Annotated in this window: 19 protein-coding genes; 3 read left to right on the forward strand and 16 right to left on the reverse strand. The window is 65.5% G+C overall.

What is annotated here, in order from left to right:
* Positions 1-63: 63 nt before the first annotated feature.
* Both R3P93_RS17070 and R3P93_RS17075 read right to left on the reverse strand, forming a co-directional pair.
* The gene (locus tag R3P93_RS17070) at positions 64-1674 is read right to left on the reverse strand and encodes an ABC-F family ATP-binding cassette domain-containing protein (protein ID WP_317533530.1); all 1611 of its coding nucleotides are present in this window, start codon (positions 1672-1674) and stop codon (positions 64-66) included.
* Between the two features lie 133 nt (positions 1675-1807).
* Positions 1808-2353: a hypothetical protein gene (locus R3P93_RS17075; RefSeq protein ID WP_068049016.1), complete on the reverse strand. Its 546-nt coding sequence runs from the start codon at positions 2351-2353 to the stop codon at positions 1808-1810.
* Positions 2354-2444: 91 nt separating this feature from the next.
* On the opposite strand from R3P93_RS17075, the gene R3P93_RS17080 reads away from it, so the two are divergent.
* The 3 genes from R3P93_RS17080 (at position 2445) to R3P93_RS17090 (ending at position 6858) form a co-directional block, all read left to right on the forward strand.
* Positions 2445-4274, forward strand: coding sequence for a penicillin-binding transpeptidase domain-containing protein (locus R3P93_RS17080; RefSeq protein WP_317533531.1), 1830 nt, complete (start codon positions 2445-2447; stop codon positions 4272-4274).
* A gap of 108 nt (positions 4275-4382) precedes the next feature.
* A complete protein-coding gene (locus R3P93_RS17085) occupies positions 4383-6044 on the forward strand; it encodes an NTF2-like N-terminal transpeptidase domain-containing protein (protein ID WP_176460201.1) in 1662 nt (553 codons plus the stop codon).
* 67 nt (positions 6045-6111) lie between these two features.
* Complete coding sequence (locus tag R3P93_RS17090) at positions 6112-6858, forward strand: sulfite exporter TauE/SafE family protein (protein WP_068049019.1); 747 nt, start codon at positions 6112-6114, stop codon at positions 6856-6858.
* Between the two features lie 18 nt (positions 6859-6876).
* Here the strand turns inward: R3P93_RS17090 and R3P93_RS17095 are convergent, their stop codons facing one another.
* From R3P93_RS17095 to R3P93_RS17160, 14 genes are all read right to left on the reverse strand, one after another.
* Complete coding sequence (locus tag R3P93_RS17095; protein ID WP_317533532.1) at positions 6877-8211, reverse strand: FAD-dependent oxidoreductase; 1335 nt, start codon at positions 8209-8211, stop codon at positions 6877-6879.
* Positions 8208-9263, reverse strand: coding sequence for an ArsO family NAD(P)H-dependent flavin-containing monooxygenase (locus R3P93_RS17100; RefSeq protein WP_317533533.1), 1056 nt, complete (start codon positions 9261-9263; stop codon positions 8208-8210). The genes R3P93_RS17095 and R3P93_RS17100 overlap by 4 nt, the downstream gene beginning before the upstream one ends.
* Positions 9264-9268: 5 nt before the next feature.
* Positions 9269-9685, reverse strand: coding sequence for an arsenate-mycothiol transferase ArsC (locus R3P93_RS17105; RefSeq protein ID WP_317533534.1), 417 nt, complete (start codon positions 9683-9685; stop codon positions 9269-9271).
* Positions 9682-10104, reverse strand: a complete 423-nt coding sequence (locus tag R3P93_RS17110; RefSeq protein WP_068049031.1) for an arsenate reductase ArsC — start codon at positions 10102-10104, stop codon at positions 9682-9684. Before R3P93_RS17110 ends, R3P93_RS17105 begins: the two co-directional genes overlap by 4 nt.
* Positions 10105-10140: 36 nt before the next feature.
* Complete coding sequence (locus R3P93_RS17115; RefSeq protein ID WP_317533535.1) at positions 10141-10815, reverse strand: arsenate reductase/protein-tyrosine-phosphatase family protein; 675 nt, start codon at positions 10813-10815, stop codon at positions 10141-10143.
* Positions 10815-11903: an ACR3 family arsenite efflux transporter gene (gene arsB, locus R3P93_RS17120; protein WP_068049037.1), complete on the reverse strand. Its 1089-nt coding sequence runs from the start codon at positions 11901-11903 to the stop codon at positions 10815-10817. Before arsB ends, R3P93_RS17115 begins: the two co-directional genes overlap by 1 nt.
* Complete coding sequence (locus R3P93_RS17125) at positions 11900-12265, reverse strand: ArsR/SmtB family transcription factor (RefSeq protein ID WP_094640491.1); 366 nt, start codon at positions 12263-12265, stop codon at positions 11900-11902. Before R3P93_RS17125 ends, arsB begins: the two co-directional genes overlap by 4 nt.
* A 31-nt stretch (positions 12266-12296) precedes the next feature.
* Positions 12297-13550, reverse strand: coding sequence for an APC family permease (locus R3P93_RS17130; protein WP_317533536.1), 1254 nt, complete (start codon positions 13548-13550; stop codon positions 12297-12299).
* Positions 13551-13616: 66 nt separating this feature from the next.
* Positions 13617-14714: a serine hydrolase domain-containing protein gene (locus R3P93_RS17135; protein WP_317533537.1), complete on the reverse strand. Its 1098-nt coding sequence runs from the start codon at positions 14712-14714 to the stop codon at positions 13617-13619.
* Between the two features lie 42 nt (positions 14715-14756).
* Positions 14757-16067 carry a Na+/H+ antiporter NhaA gene (gene nhaA, locus R3P93_RS17140; RefSeq protein WP_068049049.1) on the reverse strand — a complete coding sequence of 437 codons (1311 nt, stop codon included), beginning with the start codon at positions 16065-16067 and terminating at the stop codon, positions 14757-14759.
* 158 nt (positions 16068-16225) lie between these two features.
* Positions 16226-16606, reverse strand: a complete 381-nt coding sequence (locus tag R3P93_RS17145) for a DUF3054 domain-containing protein (protein ID WP_394855329.1) — start codon at positions 16604-16606, stop codon at positions 16226-16228.
* 153 nt (positions 16607-16759) lie between these two features.
* Positions 16760-17311 carry a YceI family protein gene (locus R3P93_RS17150; RefSeq protein WP_094639223.1) on the reverse strand — a complete coding sequence of 184 codons (552 nt, stop codon included), beginning with the start codon at positions 17309-17311 and terminating at the stop codon, positions 16760-16762.
* 112 nt (positions 17312-17423) lie between these two features.
* The gene (locus R3P93_RS17155; protein ID WP_317533539.1) at positions 17424-18554 is read right to left on the reverse strand and encodes a lysylphosphatidylglycerol synthase transmembrane domain-containing protein; all 1131 of its coding nucleotides are present in this window, start codon (positions 18552-18554) and stop codon (positions 17424-17426) included.
* A gap of 9 nt (positions 18555-18563) precedes the next feature.
* Positions 18564-20039 carry an adenylate/guanylate cyclase domain-containing protein gene (locus R3P93_RS17160; protein WP_068049088.1) on the reverse strand — a complete coding sequence of 492 codons (1476 nt, stop codon included), beginning with the start codon at positions 20037-20039 and terminating at the stop codon, positions 18564-18566.
* Positions 20040-20176 lie beyond the last annotated feature (137 nt).

Raw genomic sequence — 20176 nt, forward strand, 5'->3', positions numbered from 1 at the left:
TGTGAGTCAGGCCCCAGCCCACTGCAGATATCCAGTATCAACCGGACATATCCATACTCACAGTCACATTGACTCCCTACGGGCGGGCGCTTCTTCGGCGGACTCGGGAGACTCGGCGGTCGGGGTGAGGTCGACGGTGTGGGTGGGTCCGATGGCGTCGAGGAACGGTCGATCGTGGCTGGCGATGATCAGTGCACCTTCGAATGTCTCCAGCGCGTCGATGAGGTGTTGTCGGCTGGTGATGTCGAGGTTGTTGGTCGGCTCGTCGAGTATCAGTAGTTTCGGAGCAGGCTCGGCCAGCAGTATTCGGGCCAGTGCGGCCCGCAGTCGTTCGCCACCGGAGAGGGTGGCGACGACGGCGTCGGCGTCGGATCCGCGGAACAGGAAGCGGGCGAGTTGGCCGCGGATCTGTTCGGCCGTGGCCTGCGGAGCGACGTCGGCAATGTTCTCGGCGACGGTGCGGGATTCGCCGAAGACGTCGAGTCGCTGCGGGAGATACTTCCACGGCACCTCTGCCCCGGTGGCGTCCAGGGCCCGCAGCAGCGTGGTCTTTCCGCTGCCGTTCGGTCCGATCAGTGCAATGCGCTCGGGCCCGACAACGCTGAGCTCCTGATGGTCGAGAATCACCTGTCCCGCGTGGACTTTCGTCGCCGGGAGGTCGACGCGTATCTCGCGGTCGTCGCGCAGGAGGTCCTCGGCGGCCGACAGGGACGATCGGGCGTCGTCGACGCGGTCGCTGTGGGTTCCGTGGAGTTTGCCTGCCGATTCCTGGGCCGCCCGCTTGCGTCGACCCGCAAGGATCGGTGGCACGCGCTTCTGTTCTTCCATCTTCTTGCCGAAGCGCAGACGTCGGTCGAGTTTGATTCGGGTGTCGATCAATTCGCGTTCCTGCTTGCGGACGTCGTTCTTCGCATCGCGGATCGTCGCCCGTGCCGCCTGCTGTTCCGCGTCGATCACCTCTCGGTAGTGCTGGTAGTTGCCGCCGAACATGCGCAGCCGGGACACTCCGCTGCGCTCTGCTCGCACCTCGGCGATGGTGTCGACGCGTTCGAGCAACTCGAGGTCGTGAGTGCACACGATCAGCACACCCGGGTAGCCGTCGACAGCCGTGTACAACCGTTCTCGCGCAACCTGATCGAGATTGTTGGTCGGCTCGTCCAGTAGCAGTACGTCGGGTTGGGCGAGCAATTGTGCGGTGAGTGCCAGCAGCGTCGTCTCGCCGCCCGACAGGGTGCCGACGCGGCGATCCAGGTCGCCCACAGACCCGACGATGCTGCCGAGGCCGAGCTTGTTCAGCAGTGCCAGAGCGCGCTCCTCGACGTCCCACGCCGATCCGACGATTGCGAAGTCGTCCTCGGTGGAGGAGCCGGACTCTATGCGATGCAGTGCTTTTCGCACCGACTCGATGGCCAGCACCCGATCCACGGGCAGATCGGGGTCCAGTGCGACGTCCTGGCGTAGATGGCCCAGCACGCCGGGAGTCGAGATCGAACCGCGCTGCGGAGTCAACTCCCCGGCGAGCAATCGCAGGAGCGTCGACTTTCCCGCGCCGTTGGAGCCGATGAGACCTGTTGTGCCGCTGGGAAAGATCGCCGACATGGCGTCGAACACGGAGTCCCCGTCGGGCCAGGCAAACGTCAGATGCGAGACAGAAAGGGAGGATGAATGAGGCATGGATGCTCCAAAGGTGTGCATGCGGACGATCTGCAGGCGTCTAGAACCTTTGGAAGAGCAATGGCCTCTCCGAATCTGTGGGCAACAAGGCAAAGGCCACGTTAGCTCCGAACCCGTCGGGCACGCAATCGAATTACACCGACGGGCCCTTCTTGCGTAGTTCGTCGACCGTCGTCATGGCGCCCCGCAATTCGTCGAGCCACTCCTGGGTGTGCTCGCCGACGAGCTTCACGGCCCAGGCCAGAGCGTCGGCCCGGGAGCGGGCGACGCCGGCGTCGACGAGAGTGTCCAGGACGCGACGCTCGGGCTGACGCAGGCGTGTCATGACCGGGACGGCGAGGTGGGTGAACAGGACCACCTCGGACCCGGTCCGAACGCCCCACGCGACCTTGCGGCCGTATCGCTTCTCGGCCTCGTCGGCGATCTGCATGCGGTCGCCCCGGGTGGTTTCGCGGAATCGCGCGATGCGGCCCTCGGTGGCTGCGGATGAACTGTCCTGCTCCACGGGCAATGTTCCGACGACGACGATTTCCTCACGGTCGACCTCGACCGAGGCGGCACCGTCGAACCAGGTGTCCGGGAGTCGGCCACCGAACCAGTCGGCTGCATCGGTGGCATCCGGAATGTCTGCGTGCTGCCAGCCGCCGGGGCGACCGAACGAGCGTCCGTTGGGTTTCATGGGGACTCCTCGGTGGGTGTTGTAAGACTGATTACATAATTACACCTCATTTCGAGATCGTGCCACCGGTGTTTCGCGGATGCGCTGGGGCATGATCGACCCCGTGCGCACTTCGAGAAGACCGACGACTCTGGCCGCGATCGTGTCCGTACTGGCACTGGTGCTCGCCGCCTGCGGGCAGAGTGGGCCGGATCAGCCGCAGACCGTCGCCGAGCAGTTCGCGGAGGCGGTGAACAGCTCGAACATCGATCAGGCCGCCGCGTTGACGACCGACCCGGCAGGCGCGACGGCAGCGCTCACCGAGCTGTACGACGGGTTGTCGGCCGGCGGAACGGTGACGGCCACTCCCGATTTCGAGGCCGTCGACGCCAACGAGGATGCGGGCACGTTCACGTTGAATGCCGGCTGGCGGTTCTCGACGACCACCGACGGCACCGCCGAACCCGACGGCGAACCGAAGGAGTGGAACTACACGACCTCTGCGACAGCGGCCGAGACCGAGCAGGGCTGGAAGATCACCTGGGATCCGGCGATGTTGGTTCCGGGCCTGACCGCCGACTCGTCGGTGCGTTTCACTCCCACCGATGCGCTCGTCGCACCGCGCATCTTCGACGGCAACGGCGTCGAGTTGATGTCGCAGCAGGTGGTCACTCTCGTCAACGCCGATGCGACGGCCGATCCGGCAGCGGTCGCGAATCTCGTCGGCTCCGTCGTTCCGGGTGTCACGGCCGAATCTGTGGCGGCGACTGTTGCCGGCGCGCAAGGTAACTCAGCGACGATCGTCACCCTCCGTCAGTCCGATATCGACCCCATCGGTGCTCAGCTCGCGGCCGTCCCCGGAGTCACCCTGGCTCCGCAGACGCGGCTGCTCGCCACCGACCGGAACCTCGTTTCGCCGGTCCTCAACGACCTGACGACGCTGTGGGAGCAGGAGCAGGCCGCCAATCGTGGATGGGCTGTGCAGGCCGTTGCCGCGGACGGCTCCATCACCCCGCTTGCCGGCCGCGACGCCGCAACGGGAGACGACATCGCGACCACCCTGGATTCGGCACTGCAGCTCAAAGCCGAGAATGCTCTCGCGTCGCTGCCGCAGCAGGCGGCCATCGTTGCGCTTCGGCCGTCGACGGGTGCGGTTCTCGCCGTGGCGCAGAACGCCGCCGCGGACGCCGAGGGTCCGATCGCCCTCACCGGTCTGTACCCGCCGGGGTCGACGTTCAAGACGGTGACCACCTCGGCTGCACTGCAGTCCGGTGCAGTCACCCCCGATACCGTGCTGCCGTGTCCGGCGACCGAGAACATCGAGGGTCGGCAGATCCCGAACGACGACAACTTCGATCTCGGCAACGTGCCGCTGCACACCGCTTTCGCCAGGTCCTGCAACACGACGATGGGCCGCCTGGGCGTGGCGCTCCCACCGAACGGGCTGACCGACGCGGCCGCGCAGTACGGCCTCGGCGTCGACTACGTCACCCCCGGTCTGACGACCGTCACCGGTTCGGTGCCGTCCGCCGACACCCCGGCGCAGCGGGTCGAATCCGCCATCGGCCAGGGGCAGGTGACCGCGTCGCCGTTCGGAATGGCGCTGGTCGCGTCGTCGATCGCGAACAACAGATTGCTCCCACCGACGGTGGTCCCCAGTGAGCCGGGAGTGGGAAACATGCAGCCGGCAGCGGTGAACCCGCAGGTCACCGAGCAGATCAAGGCCATGATGCGCGAGACGATCACCGGCGGCACGGCCACAGCGCTGAACGACATCCCCGGGTTGCTCGGCAAGACCGGCACCGCCGAATTCGGTGCGAACAACGAAGGAGCGCACGGCTGGTTCGTCGGTATCTCCGGCGATCTCGCGTTCGCGGTGTTCGTCAACGACGCAGGCAGTTCGACCCCGGCCATCGAAGCTGCGGGTCGCTTCCTGAGGTGAACAGCCTGAGGCAAACCGACCACGGCGTATCCCAATCGTGACCGGCTTGTATGAATCCCGTGCTTGTTACTCGTGTGACTACAGTGAATATTGTGACTCATGAGTTCTATGAGTCGTGCCCGTCGTGGCCCGCGCAAGGTTCGCGGTCGCTACCTCGTCGCCGTTGCAGCATCGGCGACGTTGACGGTCTCGGCAGCGTTCTGGATGGTCGATCGCCCACCGAGCGAGGCAGAGGTGCTGGTCTCGAAATTCGTCGATGCCCTGGACAACCGAGACGTCGCTGCTGCTGCCGCGATGACGACCTACCCCAACGCCGCGACGGCCGCGCTGAACCAGATGTTCGACGGCTTGTCGGCCGACGGCATGTCCACCGGGGATTTCGACCTGACCCAGTACATGGACCTCTCCGACGAAAGTGGCTACTTCACTCTCGCGTCGGCGTGGAACTTCGGTGAGGGCAAGGACTGGAAGTACAGCGCTCAGGGCTCGACCAAGAAGCTCAGCGTCGGCTGGCGCATAGCGTGGGATCCGGCCACTCTCGTCCCGGACCTCACCTCGGGCGGATCGGTTCGATACACCCGGACCGACGCTGCCCCGCCGCTGATCTTCGACGCCGCGAACAACGTGCTGATGAGCGAGCGAACCATCAACGCCATCTCCCTCGACCCGGCGCAGACGAGCGATCCGGCGGCGTCCACCGCGCAACTCGCAGACGTCATCGATGTCGTCGCACCGCTCATCACCTCCGAATCGATGCTGGCCGAGCTGAACTCGTCCGGCGGTGCACCGATCACCGCAGTGACCCTGCGCGACGACGATTTCGCCGTCCTCGAAGACGACCTGCGTGCCGTGCCGGGAGTGGTGGTTTCTCCGCAACCCAAGCTCATCGTCGACGACCGTCGGATCACCTCACCCGTGCTCGACTCGTTGCGAAGTGCATGGCAGGAAGGGCGCGACGCCACCGCAGGCTGGGCCGTCGACACCTACACCGTCGACGGAATCGGTGAGCGCCGTGTCGGTTTCCAGGGCCCTGGTGGTCCTGACCTGCACGCAACGCTCGATCCGCGCGTTCAACTCGCCGCCGAGAATGCGGTGGTCATGGCGGGGTCGTCGGCGTCGATCGTCGCCCTGTCCACCTCGACCGGTGCCATTCTCGCTGCGGCACAGAACAGTTACGCGAACGAGCAGGGCGACGTGGTGTTCGGGGGCTCCTACCCGGCCGGCACCGCGTCGGAGTTGGTCAAGGCGGCACAGTCCGATCGCGGCGACGACAGCGCCGAGGATGCAGCTGCGGCACTGGGTCTCGGTGTCAGCTACTCGATGCCCGGACTCGACGCCTACACCGGAACTCCCGCCGACAGTCGCAGCGCGATCGACGGCATCAGGGCCGTGTCGACCGCCTCCGGTGACGAGGCGACCGTGACTCCGTTCGGTCTCGCACAGATGGCGGCCGCGATCTCACGGGGCAGCGCTCCGACTCCGACGATCGTCGCCGGTCAGACCGCGGTCGCCAATCGTGAGTCCCGGGCACTCGGGTCGGATGCAGCAAATCGGTTGCGCGGCATACTTGCCGACTCGTCCCGCACCAGCGGTCTCGACACGTTCGACGGGGTGCAGGGATTCGCCGGGGAAAGTGGCGACGATCGCTTCGTGCTCGCCACCAGCGGTGATGTCGCGTTCGCGGTCTACATCGAGGATGCGGACGGCGGGGATCAGGCAGTGCGCATGACGAGCCGGTTGCTGCAGGAGATGGCGAACCCCGTCGAGTAGGGCAGGAATGGAGCCTGCGAAATGACCAGGGATTCGGGTCGATCGTTAGGCACGGTAGTTTTATTCGGTGACTGTGCTCGATTTCGGACTCCTGGTGGTGGCCGGGTTCTTCGCCGGGCTCATCGGGTTCGTCACCGGGCTCGCATCGCTGGTCTCCTACCCTGCGCTGCTTGCGGTGGGTCTGCCAGCGGTGTCTGCGAACGTGACGAACACGGTCGCCTTGGTCGCGGCCGGTGTCGGGGCGACGGCGAGTTCCTCGGCCGAGCTCGCCAAGGACGGCAAGCAGCTGGTTCGGTACGCGATCTACTCGGCTCTCGGCGGTACCACCGGTGCGGTTCTGTTGCTCAATACGCCGGACGGTTCGTTCGAGGTGGTCGTACCGTTCCTGGTGGCGATGGCAGCCATCGCGCTCCTGCTGCAGCCGAGTATTCGAAAGCTGTCCGGCGGCAGAGAGTTTCCGACGCTCTATCCGCTGGCCCTGTTCGCCGTGGCGATCTACGGCGGCTACTTCGGGGCCGGGGCAGGCGTCATCTTTCTGGCGTTGGCGTTGATCTGCACTTCGGATACCTTCTGGCGCGCAAGCGTTCTGAAGAGCTTCTTCCTCGGCATTGCCAATCTGATTGCGGCGATCATCTTTTCGTTCTTCGGTCAGGTGCACTGGTGGGCGGCACTTGCGCTGGCCATCGGATGTTTCGTCGGCGGTGCCTGCGGGCCACCGACGGTCAAGGTGATCTCGCCGATCATCCTGCGCGTCGGCGTCGGGATTCTGGGACTGGGTCTCGCCGGATGGCTGGGGTATCAGGCCTTCGGCTGACGGGCGGTCACCTGTTCGCTACTTGCGCGACGGTGCGCCGAGAGTGATCAACTCCGGCGCAGCAGGGGCACCGCAGCAACCGCCGCTCGACGGGGCGTCGGGCTCGTCGAACAGGCCCGCGCCGCCGCAGACGCCGGTGTCGGGCAGTGTCAGCTCGACCTTTCGTGCGCCCTCGTGGTCTCCGGCGAGTTCGGCTGCGATGCTGCGAACCTGCTCGTATCCGGTCATTGCGAGGAACGTCGGCGCGCGGCCGTAGCTCTTCATACCCACCAGGTAGAAGCCGGGCTCGGGTTGGGTGAGTTCTTCGACTCCGTGCGGTGACACCGATCCGCACGAATGCATGTTGGGGTCCACCAATTCGGCGACGAACTTGGGTGCCTGCAGGGTGGGATCGAGATCGAGGCGAACCTCGGACAACCACGACAGATCCGGTCGGAAGCCGGTGAGTGCGACCACGCGATCGACATTTCCGATGCGAGCGCCGGTATCGCCGACGAGGGTCATCCGATCACCCTCGACCGCAACGGTTTCGGTGCGGAATCCGGATTGCACGGTGAGGAAGCCGTCGTCGACGGCTTTCTTGGCGCGTTGCCCCAGAGCGCCGCGGGCGGCGAGTTCGTCGGCTTCGCCGCCGCCGAACACGTCTGCGGTGACGCCTCGGCGCACGGCCCAGGTGAGCGTCGTTCCCGGTTCATCGGCCGCGAGTTCGGCGAAGGTGATGATGGCGGTCAGGGCGGAGTGGCCGCTGCCTGCGATGACCGTGTGCTTGCCCGCGAACTGGGCGCGAATCGCCGGATCGGTCAGGTCGGGGACCCGGTAGTCGATTCTGTCGGCGGAGAACTTCTCGCCGATGGCCGCAAGCCCTTCGCTACCCAGTGGATTCGGCGATCCCCAGGTGCCCGACGCGTCGACGACCGCGCGGGCGAGAACACGTTCCTCGCTGCCGTCGGAATGCCGGATGTGCACGGACAGCGGCTCGGTGTCGCGGCCGGCGTCGACGACGCGGTCGCGTCCACGGCGGGCTACACCGACCACTTCGGAATCGACTCGAACAGCGTCTCCGAGGACAGCGGCGAGGGGCGCGAGGTACCGCTCCACCCATTCGCGACCGGTGGCGTAGGTGTCGCCGTCCGGTGCGGTCCAGCCGGTCGGCTCGAGCAACCGTGCGGCAGCGGGGTCCACTACCTCGGACCACGGGGAGAACAATCGCACGTGGTTCCATTCGGACACTGCCGCGCCCGCGGACGGCCCGCGTTCGAGAACGACGACGGCAGAGCCGGTTTCGGTGAGATGTGCTGCGGCGGCGAGACCGATGGGTCCTGCGCCGATCACTACTACGGGGTATTCGTTCATGACTGATCTACCTTTCCTCGTCGAGCGAGAGTGTTCACTGCTGCGCGTGCGGTACGGCCGACGCCGATGAGCGTTGCCGATGCCGGTCCGGTCCAGTCGCCGTACCCCAGGAACATAAGGGTCGACTCATCGTGAATATGATTGTCTTCCAACGTGATCCGAGGTCCGTCGGTGTGCAGGTGCAGCGGCTGCAGATGCCGCAGCGCGGGCCGAAAGCCGGTGCACCAGACGATCGCATCCAGTTTCTCCGTCGTGTGCCCGTCCGTCACGCCGTCGGTTGTGATCGCCGTGAACATCGGCCGGGCCTGCAGGACGCCGCGATCCCTGGCCTCCTTTACCGGCGGGACAATGACGATGTCACCCAAGCCTGCGACCCCGCCGGTATCGGAGTCACCCGCTGCCAGCGCTCGGGCGCGGTCGCTGGCGACATCGAACAGCACGCGCCCATCGACGTCGTCGGGCAGGAATTTCGGTTCGCGGGCGGTGAACCACAGGGTCTCGGCCACGGTGGAGATCTCGGCAAGTATCTGAGCAGCCGAGTTTCCGCCCCCGACGATTCCTACTCGCTTGCCCACGAATCGTTCCGGTGTGCGGTAGTCGGCGGCATGCAGTTGGGTCCCATCGAATTCACGCATGCCCGGGTAGCTCGGCCAGAAGGGCCGAGACCATGTTCCCGTCGCGTTGACGACTGCTGTGGCGGTGTACGACTCACCATCTGTGTCGATTCCGTAGCCGCCCGGGACCCGATGCACGGCCGTCACCCGGACGGGCCGGTGCACCGGCAGTTCGTACTTCTTCTCGTACGCTCGCAAGTAGTCGACCACATGAGACGCGGGTGGGAAACCGTTGTGCCACGGAGGCATCGGCCAGCCGGGAAGTCTCGAGTACTCCGCCGGTGAGAACAGGTGCAGCGACGGCCAGTAGTCCTGCCAGGACCCTCCGGCATGCGTTTGGTCGTCGAGAACGACGAAGTCGAGCCCGGCTCGTCGCAGGTAGTAGCCGGCGGCCAGTCCTGCCTGACCGCCGCCGATCACCACCACGTCGTACTTCATTCGAGTCAAGCGTCGGTGCCGCGCATCCGAGATGCGAGTTCCTCGACGCGAGCTGCAATATCGTCGCGGACCAGACGCATGCGTTCGATGCCGTCGATACCGCGCTCGGACGGCTCGTCGGTGTTCCAGTTCTCGAACGTCGGACCGTCCACTGGTTCCACGTGTGCCTCGCTGCCGAGGGTGACGACGTAGTCCATGCGGGCGAGCAGATCGGGATCGATCGGCTTGGGTGCTTCGCCCGACAGGTCGACGCCGACTTCGAGAAGAGACTCGGCCGACAGCGCGTTGACGGCGCCACCCGGTTTCGTTCCGGCCGAGTGCACCTCCACGGAATCGCCCGCTGCCTTGCGCATCAGACCGGCGGCCATCTGAGACTTGCCGCCGTTCTTGACGCAGACGAACAGGACGCTGGGTGTCGTCATGACGCCGAACTCTGCTTCGCCGGAACCAGTTCGGCGATCAGGTCTTCGATTCGGCCTCTGATCTCGTCGCGAATCGGCCGCACCGCCTCGACGCCTTTGCCCGCCGGATCGGCCAGTGCCCAATCGCGGTAACTCACTCCGGGGAACACCGGGCAGGCGTCGCCGCAGCCCATGGTGATGACGACGTCGGATGTCTCGACGGCCTCGGGTGTGAGGATCTTCGGAGACTGCGACGAGATGTCGATGCCGACCTCGGCCATGGCCTCGACCGCCGCGGAATTGATGGTCTCTGCGGGTGCGCTACCGGCAGAACGCACTTCGACGGTATCGCCGGCGAGGTGGGACAGAAAACCGGCGGCCATCTGAGATCGACCGGCGTTGTGGACGCAGACGAAGAGAACACTGGGTGTGTCGGACATGGAGTCGTATGCCTTTCGAGCGCGGAGGCCGATGCCTCAGGCCGGTACGGTGGTGGTGGTCAGCTCGGTGAGCAGTTGGCGGACACGCGCGTCGAGATCATCGCGGATGCGACGCACTTCGTCGATGGATCTGCCGTCGGGGTCGGTCAGTTGCCAGTCCAGGTAGCGCTTGCCGGGGTAGACCGCGCACGCATCGCCGCATCCCATGGACACCACGACATCTGCGGCGGCGACGACGTCGTCGGTCAACGGCTTGGGGAATTCGCTGCCCAGGTCGATGTCGAGTTCTTCCATCGCCTGCACGACGATCGGGTTGATTTCGTAGGTCGGGGCCGAGCCCGCGGATCGGACGTGGACCAGTCCCCGTGCGCGGTGTTCGAGCAAGGCCGCGGCCATCTGGGAGCGTCCGGCATTGTGGACGCAGATGAACAGCACCTCGGGCACGAGTTTCGGTGCGTCACCCTGTGATTGGGCGAGTGCAGTGAGACGGTCCGCGGCGAACTTGCCGGCCAGAGTGGTCAGGTGCGTGTGAATCTTCGAGGTTCGACGCAGTGCGGTGTAGGACTCGAAGACGTAACGCTCGACGGTTTGGGTGGAGAAGATGCCCTCGTATTCCGCAGCGAGTCTCTCTGCGGTGCGCGAGAGAATTGCTTGGGGCATCAACAGTTCGGGCTGGGCGCGGTGGCTGCTGGGAGAAGGGTTGTCGGACATCAGGACTCCTTTGTCGCTGTGGTCGCGGACGAACTCGGGGCGAAGCGTTTACGCAGTGCGAGCGAGACGTAGACGAGGCCGACCAGTACCGGCACCTCGATGAGTGGTCCGACGACTCCGGCGAGTGCCTGCCCGGATGTCGCGCCGTAGGTCGCGATCGCGACGGCGATGGCGAGCTCGAAATTGTTGCCTGCAGCGGTGAACGCGAGGGTGGTGGTGCGCTCGTAGCCCAGACCCATCGCGGCACCGAGGGCGTAGCCGCCGCCCCACATCACCGCGAAGTACACCAGTAGAGGCAGCGCGATACGCACCACGTCGAAGGGCTGTGACGTGATCTGATCACCCTGCAGCGCAAAGAGAATGACGATGGTGAACAGGAGGCCGTAGAGCGCCCACGGGGCGATCCTGGGGATGAATTTCTCCTCGTACCACTCGCGGCCCTTGGCGCGTTCACCGAAGAAGCGCGAGGCGAATCCCGCAATCAGCGGGATCCCGAGGAAGATCAGCACCGATTTCGCGATCTGCCAGGGCGAGGCTTCGATGGTCGTCTGTTCCAACCCGAGCCAGCCGGGCAGGACCGACAGGTAGAACCATCCGAGAATGGCGAACATGAAGACCTGGAACACCGAGTTGATCGCCACCAGAACCGCGGCGGCTTCCCGGTCGCCGCAGGCGAGGTCGTTCCAGATGATGACCATCGCGATGCATCGGGCCAGACCGACGATGATGAGCCCGGTGCGGTATTCGGGTAGATCCGGCAGGAAAAGCCATGCGAGAGCGAACATCAGGGCCGGACCGAGGATCCAGTTGAGGACCAGCGACCCGATCAGTAGTCGCTTGTCGCCGGTGACGGTGTCGAGGCGGTCGTAGCGCACCTTGGCCAGCACCGGGTACATCATGATCAGCAGGCCGATGGCGATCGGGAGCGACACGCCGTCGATGGAGATGGACGACAGTGCGTCGTTCAGACCGGGGATCATGCGTCCGAGGATCAGGCCGACGACCATGGCCACGCCGATCCATACGGGCAGGAACCGGTCGAGGGTGGAGAGCTTGCCGACTACGGCGGTATCGGTCGTCGTACTCATGCCATGACCTCCGTTGACTCCGCAGCGTTCAGCACTGCCGACAGTTGCTGCAGCGCAGCGGGAACGACCGAGTAGTAGACCCAGGTGCCGCGTCGTTCGCAATCGAGCAGCCCCGCCTCGCGCAACACCTTGAGGTGATGGGAGATGGTGGGCTGCGACAAGTCGAATGCGGGGGAGATATCGCAGACACACGCTTCGCCGCCTGCATGGCTGGCAACGAGGCTGAGCAGACGCAGGCGGACTGGATCTCCCAGTGCCTTGAACATCCGGGCCAGATCGCCGGCCCAATCCTCGGTCAGGGGTTCGTGGATCAGCGGCGAGCAGCACTCGCCGTCGACGGACGACCGGTCTTGGTTCGACATGCGTCTATATTGACGTTCATCGAACCAGCCGTCAAGTGAACAGTTGCCGAACGCGGATCAGTCGGTAGGCGACACCGAGCACGACCACGACGGTTCCGACGGCAATGGAGGTGGCGGGCAGCGTCGCAATCAAGACGACGCAGCCGATACTGCCGACGATCTGCAGAACCTTGGGGTACCGCCGGTTCTCGGTGTCCTGGGTATGGGCGCTCAGGTTCGCAACCAGGTAGTACAGCAACACCCCGAACGACGAGAAGCCGATGGCATTGCGCAGATCGATGACGAGAACGAGGACGCAGACGATCACTGCCAGAGTGATCTCGGCACGATGCGGAACCGAGTAGCGGGGATGGACCGCGGTCAGATACGACGGCAGGTCGTCGTGGCGGGCCATTGCCAGCGACGTGCGGCCGATGCCTGCGATCAGCGCGAGGAGGGCTCCCAGCGCGGCCAACGCCGCGCCGATGCGCATCAGCGGTGACGCCCACGAATGTCCGGATGCCACAACCAGATCGACCAGAGGAGCCGACGACGACGCCAGTGAGTCGGAGCCCAGTACCGACAACAGGATCAGTGCAATCACCGCATAGACCAGTAGTGCGATACCCAGGGCGGAGACGATGGCGCGCGGAATGGTGCGCTCGGGCCGGACGACCTCCTCGCCCAGGGTGGCAATGCGCGCGTAGCCGGCGAAGGCGAAGAACAACAGGCCGGCCGACTGCAGAATTCCGTACCACCCACTGTCGGCGAACGAGCCGAGCCCGGCGACGTTCGGCTCGATCGAGCCCGTGAGTCCCAGGACGACACCCACGACGAGCACGGTGAGCACGGCGGCGACCAGAATCTTCGTCAGCACGGCCGTGCGGGTGATGCCGAAGTAGTTCACTGCCGTCAACGCAACGATGGCAAGCACAGCAACAACTTTCGTGTACCCGACAGGTGCGACGTAGGCCGCGAACACCAGCGCCATGGCTGCGGAACTGGCGGTTTTGCCGATGACGAAGCTCCACCCGGCCAGAAAGCCGGGCCACTCGCCGAGCCGCTCTCGGCCGTAGATGTACGTTCCGCCCGACGTCGGATACTGCGCGGCGAGCTGAGCCGACGAGGTGGCGTTGCAGAACGCGACGACCGCGGCGATGGCGAGACCGATCAGCAGACCCGTGCCCGCGACGGCCGATGCGGGGGCGAACGCCGCGAACACCCCGGCTCCGACCATCGAACCGACACCGATGGCGATGGCGTCGAACAGCCCGAGTCGACGGCTGAGCGATGGCGGATTCGTCATGCCGGGAACCGATCGCCGATCACGGCGACAACTGTAGGTGCTGCACTCGACTCGGCGTCGATCCTGTCAGCGCAGTTCCTGGAACTCCGACAGCAGCGCGAAGGTGGCCTCGCACAATTCGGTCTGCGTCAGCAGGATGCCGACCGTCCCGTCCGGGTCGACGAAGAAGTCGGTGCCCTGCCCGCCGGACCATCCGTAACGGCCGAGGTGCTCTCCTTCGGTGACGACCGAGACGCCGAATCCCCACCCCGTACCCTGCCAGAAGCCCGGGTAGAAACTCTCGTCGGTCTTGATCGACGCGGGCACCTGGTCGTGTGTCATCAGCTTCAGGTGCTCGGTCGACACGGACGTCGGGATCGCACGGAGAAAGCGGTGAAAATCGGTCGCGGTCGACACCAGCTCGCCGTGACTCACGTCGACTGGGGGCGGTCCCGCACAGGGTCCGCCCGCGGCGGGTTCGGTTTCGATCAACGACCCGTCCTCGTACCGGTAGGCCGCCGTCAGGCGATGGCATCGGTCGGTGGGTACCCACAGTCCGGTGTCGGGCATGTCGAGCGGCCCGAACAGGTCGTCGCGGAGGTGATCCTGCAGAGACCGGCCGACGATACGAGAGACGAGGATGCCGAGGATCGCGAAGCCGTGGTGGTAGCGCCACCCGGTACCGGGCTGAAAAGCCAGCGGAAGATCCGCCATGCGTGCCAACCACTCGTCCGCGCCGAGCGGCGACGGCGCGGGGCCGGCCTCCGTGTCGTTGGCCCGCATCGCCCGAGCAAGCGGGGTGTCTCCCATCTGAATTCCGTACCCACTGGTGTTGGTGAGCAAGTGCCGCAACGTGATCGGCCGGTCCTGCGGAACGGTGTCGTCGAGTGCAGCGTCGGGGCGGGTGAGCACGGGGCGACCGGCGAGTTCGGGAAGCCAGGGCACGACGTCGTCGTCGAGCGTCAGCCGGCCCGCCTCCACGAGCCGCAGGGCGGCCACACCGGTGACGATCTTGGTCATCGACTGAATCCGGACCATTGCGTCGACCGCCATCGGTGGACCGCCGACCGCCGATGACCCGACCGCGACGGGTTCCGCATCGGGGCCACCCAGGAGCGCTGTTGCCCCCGGCATCAGGCCAGCGTCGATGTGCCGGGTCAACAGTTCGCGCACGGTCTCGCTCACGGACTCATCGTGTCACCGCAGCGGTCCGGATTCCAGCGCTCGCTACTTTTGGTACACGTCCGGGATGCCGTCGTGGTCGTCGTCGCGGGTCTCTTCGGTGTGGATGTCGCGGTAGGCCTTGTTGCGGCTGCGCAGGATGATGGCGGCCAACGATGCCGCGATGATCGAACCGGTGAGGACGCCGACCTTGACATGGTCGTCGCGTTGAGTTCCCTCGCCGAAGGCAAGGTCGCCGATCAGCAGCGAGACGGTGAATCCGATACCCGCGAGCATCGAGACGCCCAGGACGTCGAGCCATTTCAGTCCGGCGTCCAACGTCGCCCGGGTGAATCGGGATACGAGGTAGGTGGTGCCGAAGATGCCGATGGCCTTACCGATGACGAGGCCGGCGATGATGCCGATGGCGATCGGATCGGTCAGTGCGCTGGCCAGGCCGGAGAATCCGCCGACGGTGACACCGGCCGCACAGAATGCGAACAGGGGGACCGCGATGCCCGCCGAGATCGGCCGGATCTTGTGTTCGAAGTGCTCGGCGAGGCCGGGGCCCGCTTCGGGGCCACCGTTGGCCTTGCTGCGCATCACCGGGACGGCGAAGCCGAGCAACACGCCCGCGACGGTGGCGTGAACGCCGGACTCGTGCATGAGTACCCAGGTCACGACCGCCAGCGGGATGAGAATCCACCACGAGCGGACGCGCATCTGCACGGCCACCGCGAACAGCGCGAGCGGAATCAGTGTCAGGCCGAGCGCGATGAAATTGATGTCGTCGGTGTAGAAGATGGCAATGACGCTCACAGCGAGGAGGTCGTCGACCACAGCCAACGTCAGTAGGAAGGTACGCAGCGCGGTCGGCAGGTGGGTGCTGATCACGGCGAGGACGGCAACGGCGAACGCGATGTCGGTCGCGGTGGGGATTGCCCAACCGAGCAGGGCACCGTCTCCCGTGCCGAGGTTGATCAGCACGAAAATGACTGCCGGAACTGCCATTCCGCCGATCGCCGCGGCCACCGGTAGCGCGGCGCGTGCGGGATCGCGGAGATCGCCTGCGACGAATTCTCGCTTCAGTTCGAGTCCGACGACGAAGAAGAAGATGGCCAGCAGTCCGTCGGCGGCCCATGTCGAGAGCGTCAGATCGAGATGCAGCGCCGACGGTCCGACGCGGGTGCTCATCAGCGAGTCGTAGGCAGCGGACCACGGTGAGTTGGCCCAGACCAAGGCGATGAGGGTGGCGACGAGGAGCAGTGCGCCACCGACGGTCTCCTTGCGGAGGATCTGTGCGACGCGATCTGCCTCGGACCAGGAGCCCCGGGAGAACAGCGGCAATCGCGTTTTCGGGGTTGATGAATCTGTCACGGAGAGAACGCCTTTCGGTAGCTTCGTCGAGCTGCGAACCGACCGAATATCAGACAGTGGGTACGCAGCACAGAGTTGTTGCCGACCAGACTTCCCGGCGCACCGTGGATCATCCTATCGCGTCGAGGCCGTTCCCGACGAACTCGACGAGCTCGGAGTCAACGAACGCTCGGCACGAATTTCGCCAGTGCACGCCAACCCAGTAGCAGAACTGCCGTGGCCAGCGTTGCCACGACGATGAACGACCCGGCTGTTCCCTGCCCGGTCAGTGCGCGCAGCACCATGCCCACGACAACCGTCATCACCCACACGACGATGCCCGTCGGAACGATGAGAAAAGCGTCGAACTTGTTGCGGTACAGAGCAAACGCGACGCCCCAGCCGATGGCGGCACCGACGACGAACGGCCAGGCGGTGTGGAACAGGCCGGACAGTGCGGTGGCCTCGGCGTGACTGCGCCGACCGATCGCGGCGAAGAGCAAGACCATGGCCAGATCGAGGACGCCGGCAACTACAGGAGAACGAAACTTCACGCGCACCACTGTAGACACCGACGGCGAAAGGCCCGCACCGACGAATGCGATGCGGGCCTTTCGCAGGTCCACCCAGGGCGGATCAATGTGGGTTTCAGTCAGTTGGACTGCAACAAAGCCGCATTGATCCGGCGGGGGAGGGGGTGAAGCGGGGCGAAATTACGCCTGCAGACCCGCTTCGATTTCGAGGTTCAGCGTGATCTTGTCGCCGACGACAGCGCCGCCGCCCTCGAGGGGCATGTCGATGCTGATGCCGAAGTCCTTGCGGTTGATGACGGTGCTGGCCTCGAAGCCGGCGACCGGTCCGTTGCCCATGCCGGCGTTGACGCCGTTGAACTCGAGCTTCAGGTCGATGGAGTTGGTGACGCCGTGGAGGGTGAAGTCGCCGGTGACGACGAAGTCTCCGCCGTCGGCCTTGACCGAGGTGGACTTGAACGTCGCGGTGGGGAACTTCTCGACCTCGAAGAAGTCGGCGGTCTTGAGGTGGCCGTCGCGCTGCGCGTTGTCGGTGGTGATGGACGCGACGTCGATCTCGGCGTCGACGGACGGGGTGCCGTCGGCGTCGACGGTGATCGTGCCGGTGAAGGCCTGGAAACGGCCGCGAACCTTGCTGACCACCAGGTGGCGGACGGTGAATCCGACGGTGGAGTGGGCTGGGTCGATGGCCCAGGTGCCTGCGGTGAGCTCGGGAAGTGCGATGGCGGTGGTCATGAGGACTCCTAGTTGGGTTGAAGGTTCAAACTCATAGTACACAAGCGGACCGGGGTCCGTATATATTCCGGGTGAACAGAAAGTGGCGGACGCCATACCGTGTGGGGAATGGCTAGGCGGTTTCCGGATCGCCCTTGGTGTCGCGGATGCCCTCGGTGCGCCGCAGCTCGGCGGTCTCCTGCTGCTCGAGCGCGATGTCGAATTCCAGATCGGCGTGCTGATGCCCCCGGAACAGCACGAGGAACACGATCCACCCGACGATGGCGACGAGGATGAAACTGACGCCGCGATACACCAGCGCCGAGGCCACGGCCTGCGATGCGCTGATCGAAGCAGCGCTGGTGAGAAACGCGATGAGGGTCGCGTCGACCACCACCAGGCCGCCGGGTGCAAGAGGAACCGATCCCACGGCCTTGCCCGCAGCGAACGCGATCAGCAATCCCGACAACCGCGGATCTGCGCCGACGGCGAAGCAGGCGAACGCCAGGCAGGCGACGTCGGCGAGTCGATGCACGGCGGACCACGACAGAGTGAGCGCGCCGTCGCGTTTGCCGAGTTGGACGGACTGGATCTGACCGATGATCTTGTCGATGCCCTCGGCACCGGCGTCGAGTTCGTGGTTGCGGAACGCGTTGTATCGACGCAGTCCCCAGCGTGCGATGTTCTTGATCGACTGCGGATGGTTCGAGATGTATCGGACGGCGACGACGATCGCGATGACACCGGCGATCGGCAGAACCAGGGTGAACGTGTTGAACGAACTTCCGACCACCAGTCCGCCTGCGACGCCGAGGACGGCAAGACCGGCAGCGGCGATCACGCCCGAGATGGCCAACTGCCAGGACGCGACGACCGGGCTCGCACCCCAGCGGCGGGTCTCGCGGTAGGTGAACGCGGTGGAGAACACCTGGCCTGCGGGGAGGGTGAGCGCCATTGCGGTGCTGCCGTAGATGACGGACACGGACTTGCGTTGGCGTACCTTCACACCGCCTGCGTCGAGCAGTTGCTTCTGCACTCGGCCGAATGCACTCAGCGACACGGCCTGGGCGAAGACGCAGGCCGCCAGCCAACCCCAGTGGATTTCGCGGACGGCGGTCCAGGATTCGTGCAGCCGCGGCCAGAGGTAGATCGCCTCGCCCACCAGCAGGGCCACCAGGGCGATTCCGGCGATCCACTTGACCCACCGGAGTCGGTTGCGCGGACGCCGTACTGCGGGTCCGCTGGTGGAGCTGGGGTCGGGCACCCTGTCAGACTAACCGTCGCTGGAGGAGGAGTCGGGATACTCCACCGGCCAGGCCAGGTGGGTTGCCCGCCGTCGACCACGTAGTTGAACCTGGTCTCCCAACTCCCACTGTTCCTGTTCCTCGTCGTCGGCGAAATACAGGGCCGAGGTCGACGCCAGGACGCGTCCTGGTCGCAGTTTCGCCAGCTCGGTGAGCCTGGATGCCTCGTTGACCGGGTCTCCGATGACCGTGTACTCGAAGCGTTCCGACGCGCCGATGTTGCCGGCGACGGCCAGACCTGCCGATACGCCGATGCCGATGTCGAGGCCGGTGATCTCGTCCAACGCGAATCGCAGTTCACGCGCGGCGGCGAGCGCGGCGGTCGGCGCGTCGGGACGATCCAATGGGGCACCGAAGATCGCGAGGGCCGCGTCGCCCATGAATTTGTTGACGAACCCGTGATGACGCCCGACGACGTCGACGACTACCCGGAAGAACTCGTTGAGCAACACCACGACCTCGCTCGGCGGACGCTCGGAGGCGGTGGCGGTGGAGCCGACCATGTCGACGAACAGCACTGCGACGAATCGTGTCTCGCCGCCGAGCTCGGTTCCGAACTGCAATGCCCGACGCGCCACGTCCTCACCGACGTGCTGGCCGAACAACTCCCGCAGGACGCGTCGTTCGGCCGATTCCTCCATCATTCGGTTGAAGCCCACCTGTAGGCGTCCGATCTCGGAACCGTCGAACACGTCGACCTCGACATCGGTCTCGCCGCGCTGAACTCGCTCGATGGCGCTGTGCAGCTGACTGATCGGGTCGGAGATCTGGCTCGCGGTGAGCATCGAGAGTACGAATGCCTGCACGATGGCCAGCACGCTGAGCAGGATGATGGCCACGGCGAGCGCGTTGGGGGAGAACACCAGATCGGTGGTCAGCTGCGTGGCGCACAGCAGAATGATGCCGATGACGGGCATCAAGGTGCCCAGGCCCCAGGTCATCGCCATGCGGGTACCGACGCCGGGGGTCATCGTGCGGTCGAATCTGCCCTCGCTCAACGCCAGTGCCGCGACCGGTCGCAGGATTCGCTCGCCGAGCATGTACGTGAATCCGAACGTCACGGTGGCCGCCATACCGACGGTGACGATGACGGCGATGGACAACGACGGCATCTCCGCGATGGTCAACAGCACGAAGATGATGCCGCCGATGATCCACAGAATGAGGTGCACGATCGCCTGACGCAACGGCGCGTGCAGCGTCGTCATCTGCTCCTTGCGGGTGGGTGGGCCACCGCGGAGCTGCCACCGGATCACCGAACGCAGGAGGAAGTACGCGTAGATCAGGCTGACGACCAGCGCCACCAGGAGGTACGCCCCGAAGATGTACACGTTGCGGACGCGGTCGGCGACGATCGATTGCGACTCGGGGATGGGCAGGCCGTACCGCACGAAGGCGAACACGAGCACCGCACCGAAGACGTTGGCGATGAGCATCGAGAGCATATAGAGCGGCCAGCGACTCTTCAGGGTGAGCGAGACCGCTCGGAAAGATGCCAGCACGGGTTAAATTTAGCGGGTGAGCACCGACGAGTTGCGGGCGCAAGGTACGGGGGCGTCCCCGGGCCCCAGTTCGGCTGCGG

Origin of the sequence: Rhodococcus cerastii (assembly GCF_033042195.1) — a bacterium.
Classification (GTDB): Bacteria; Actinomycetota; Actinomycetes; order Mycobacteriales; family Mycobacteriaceae; genus Rhodococcoides.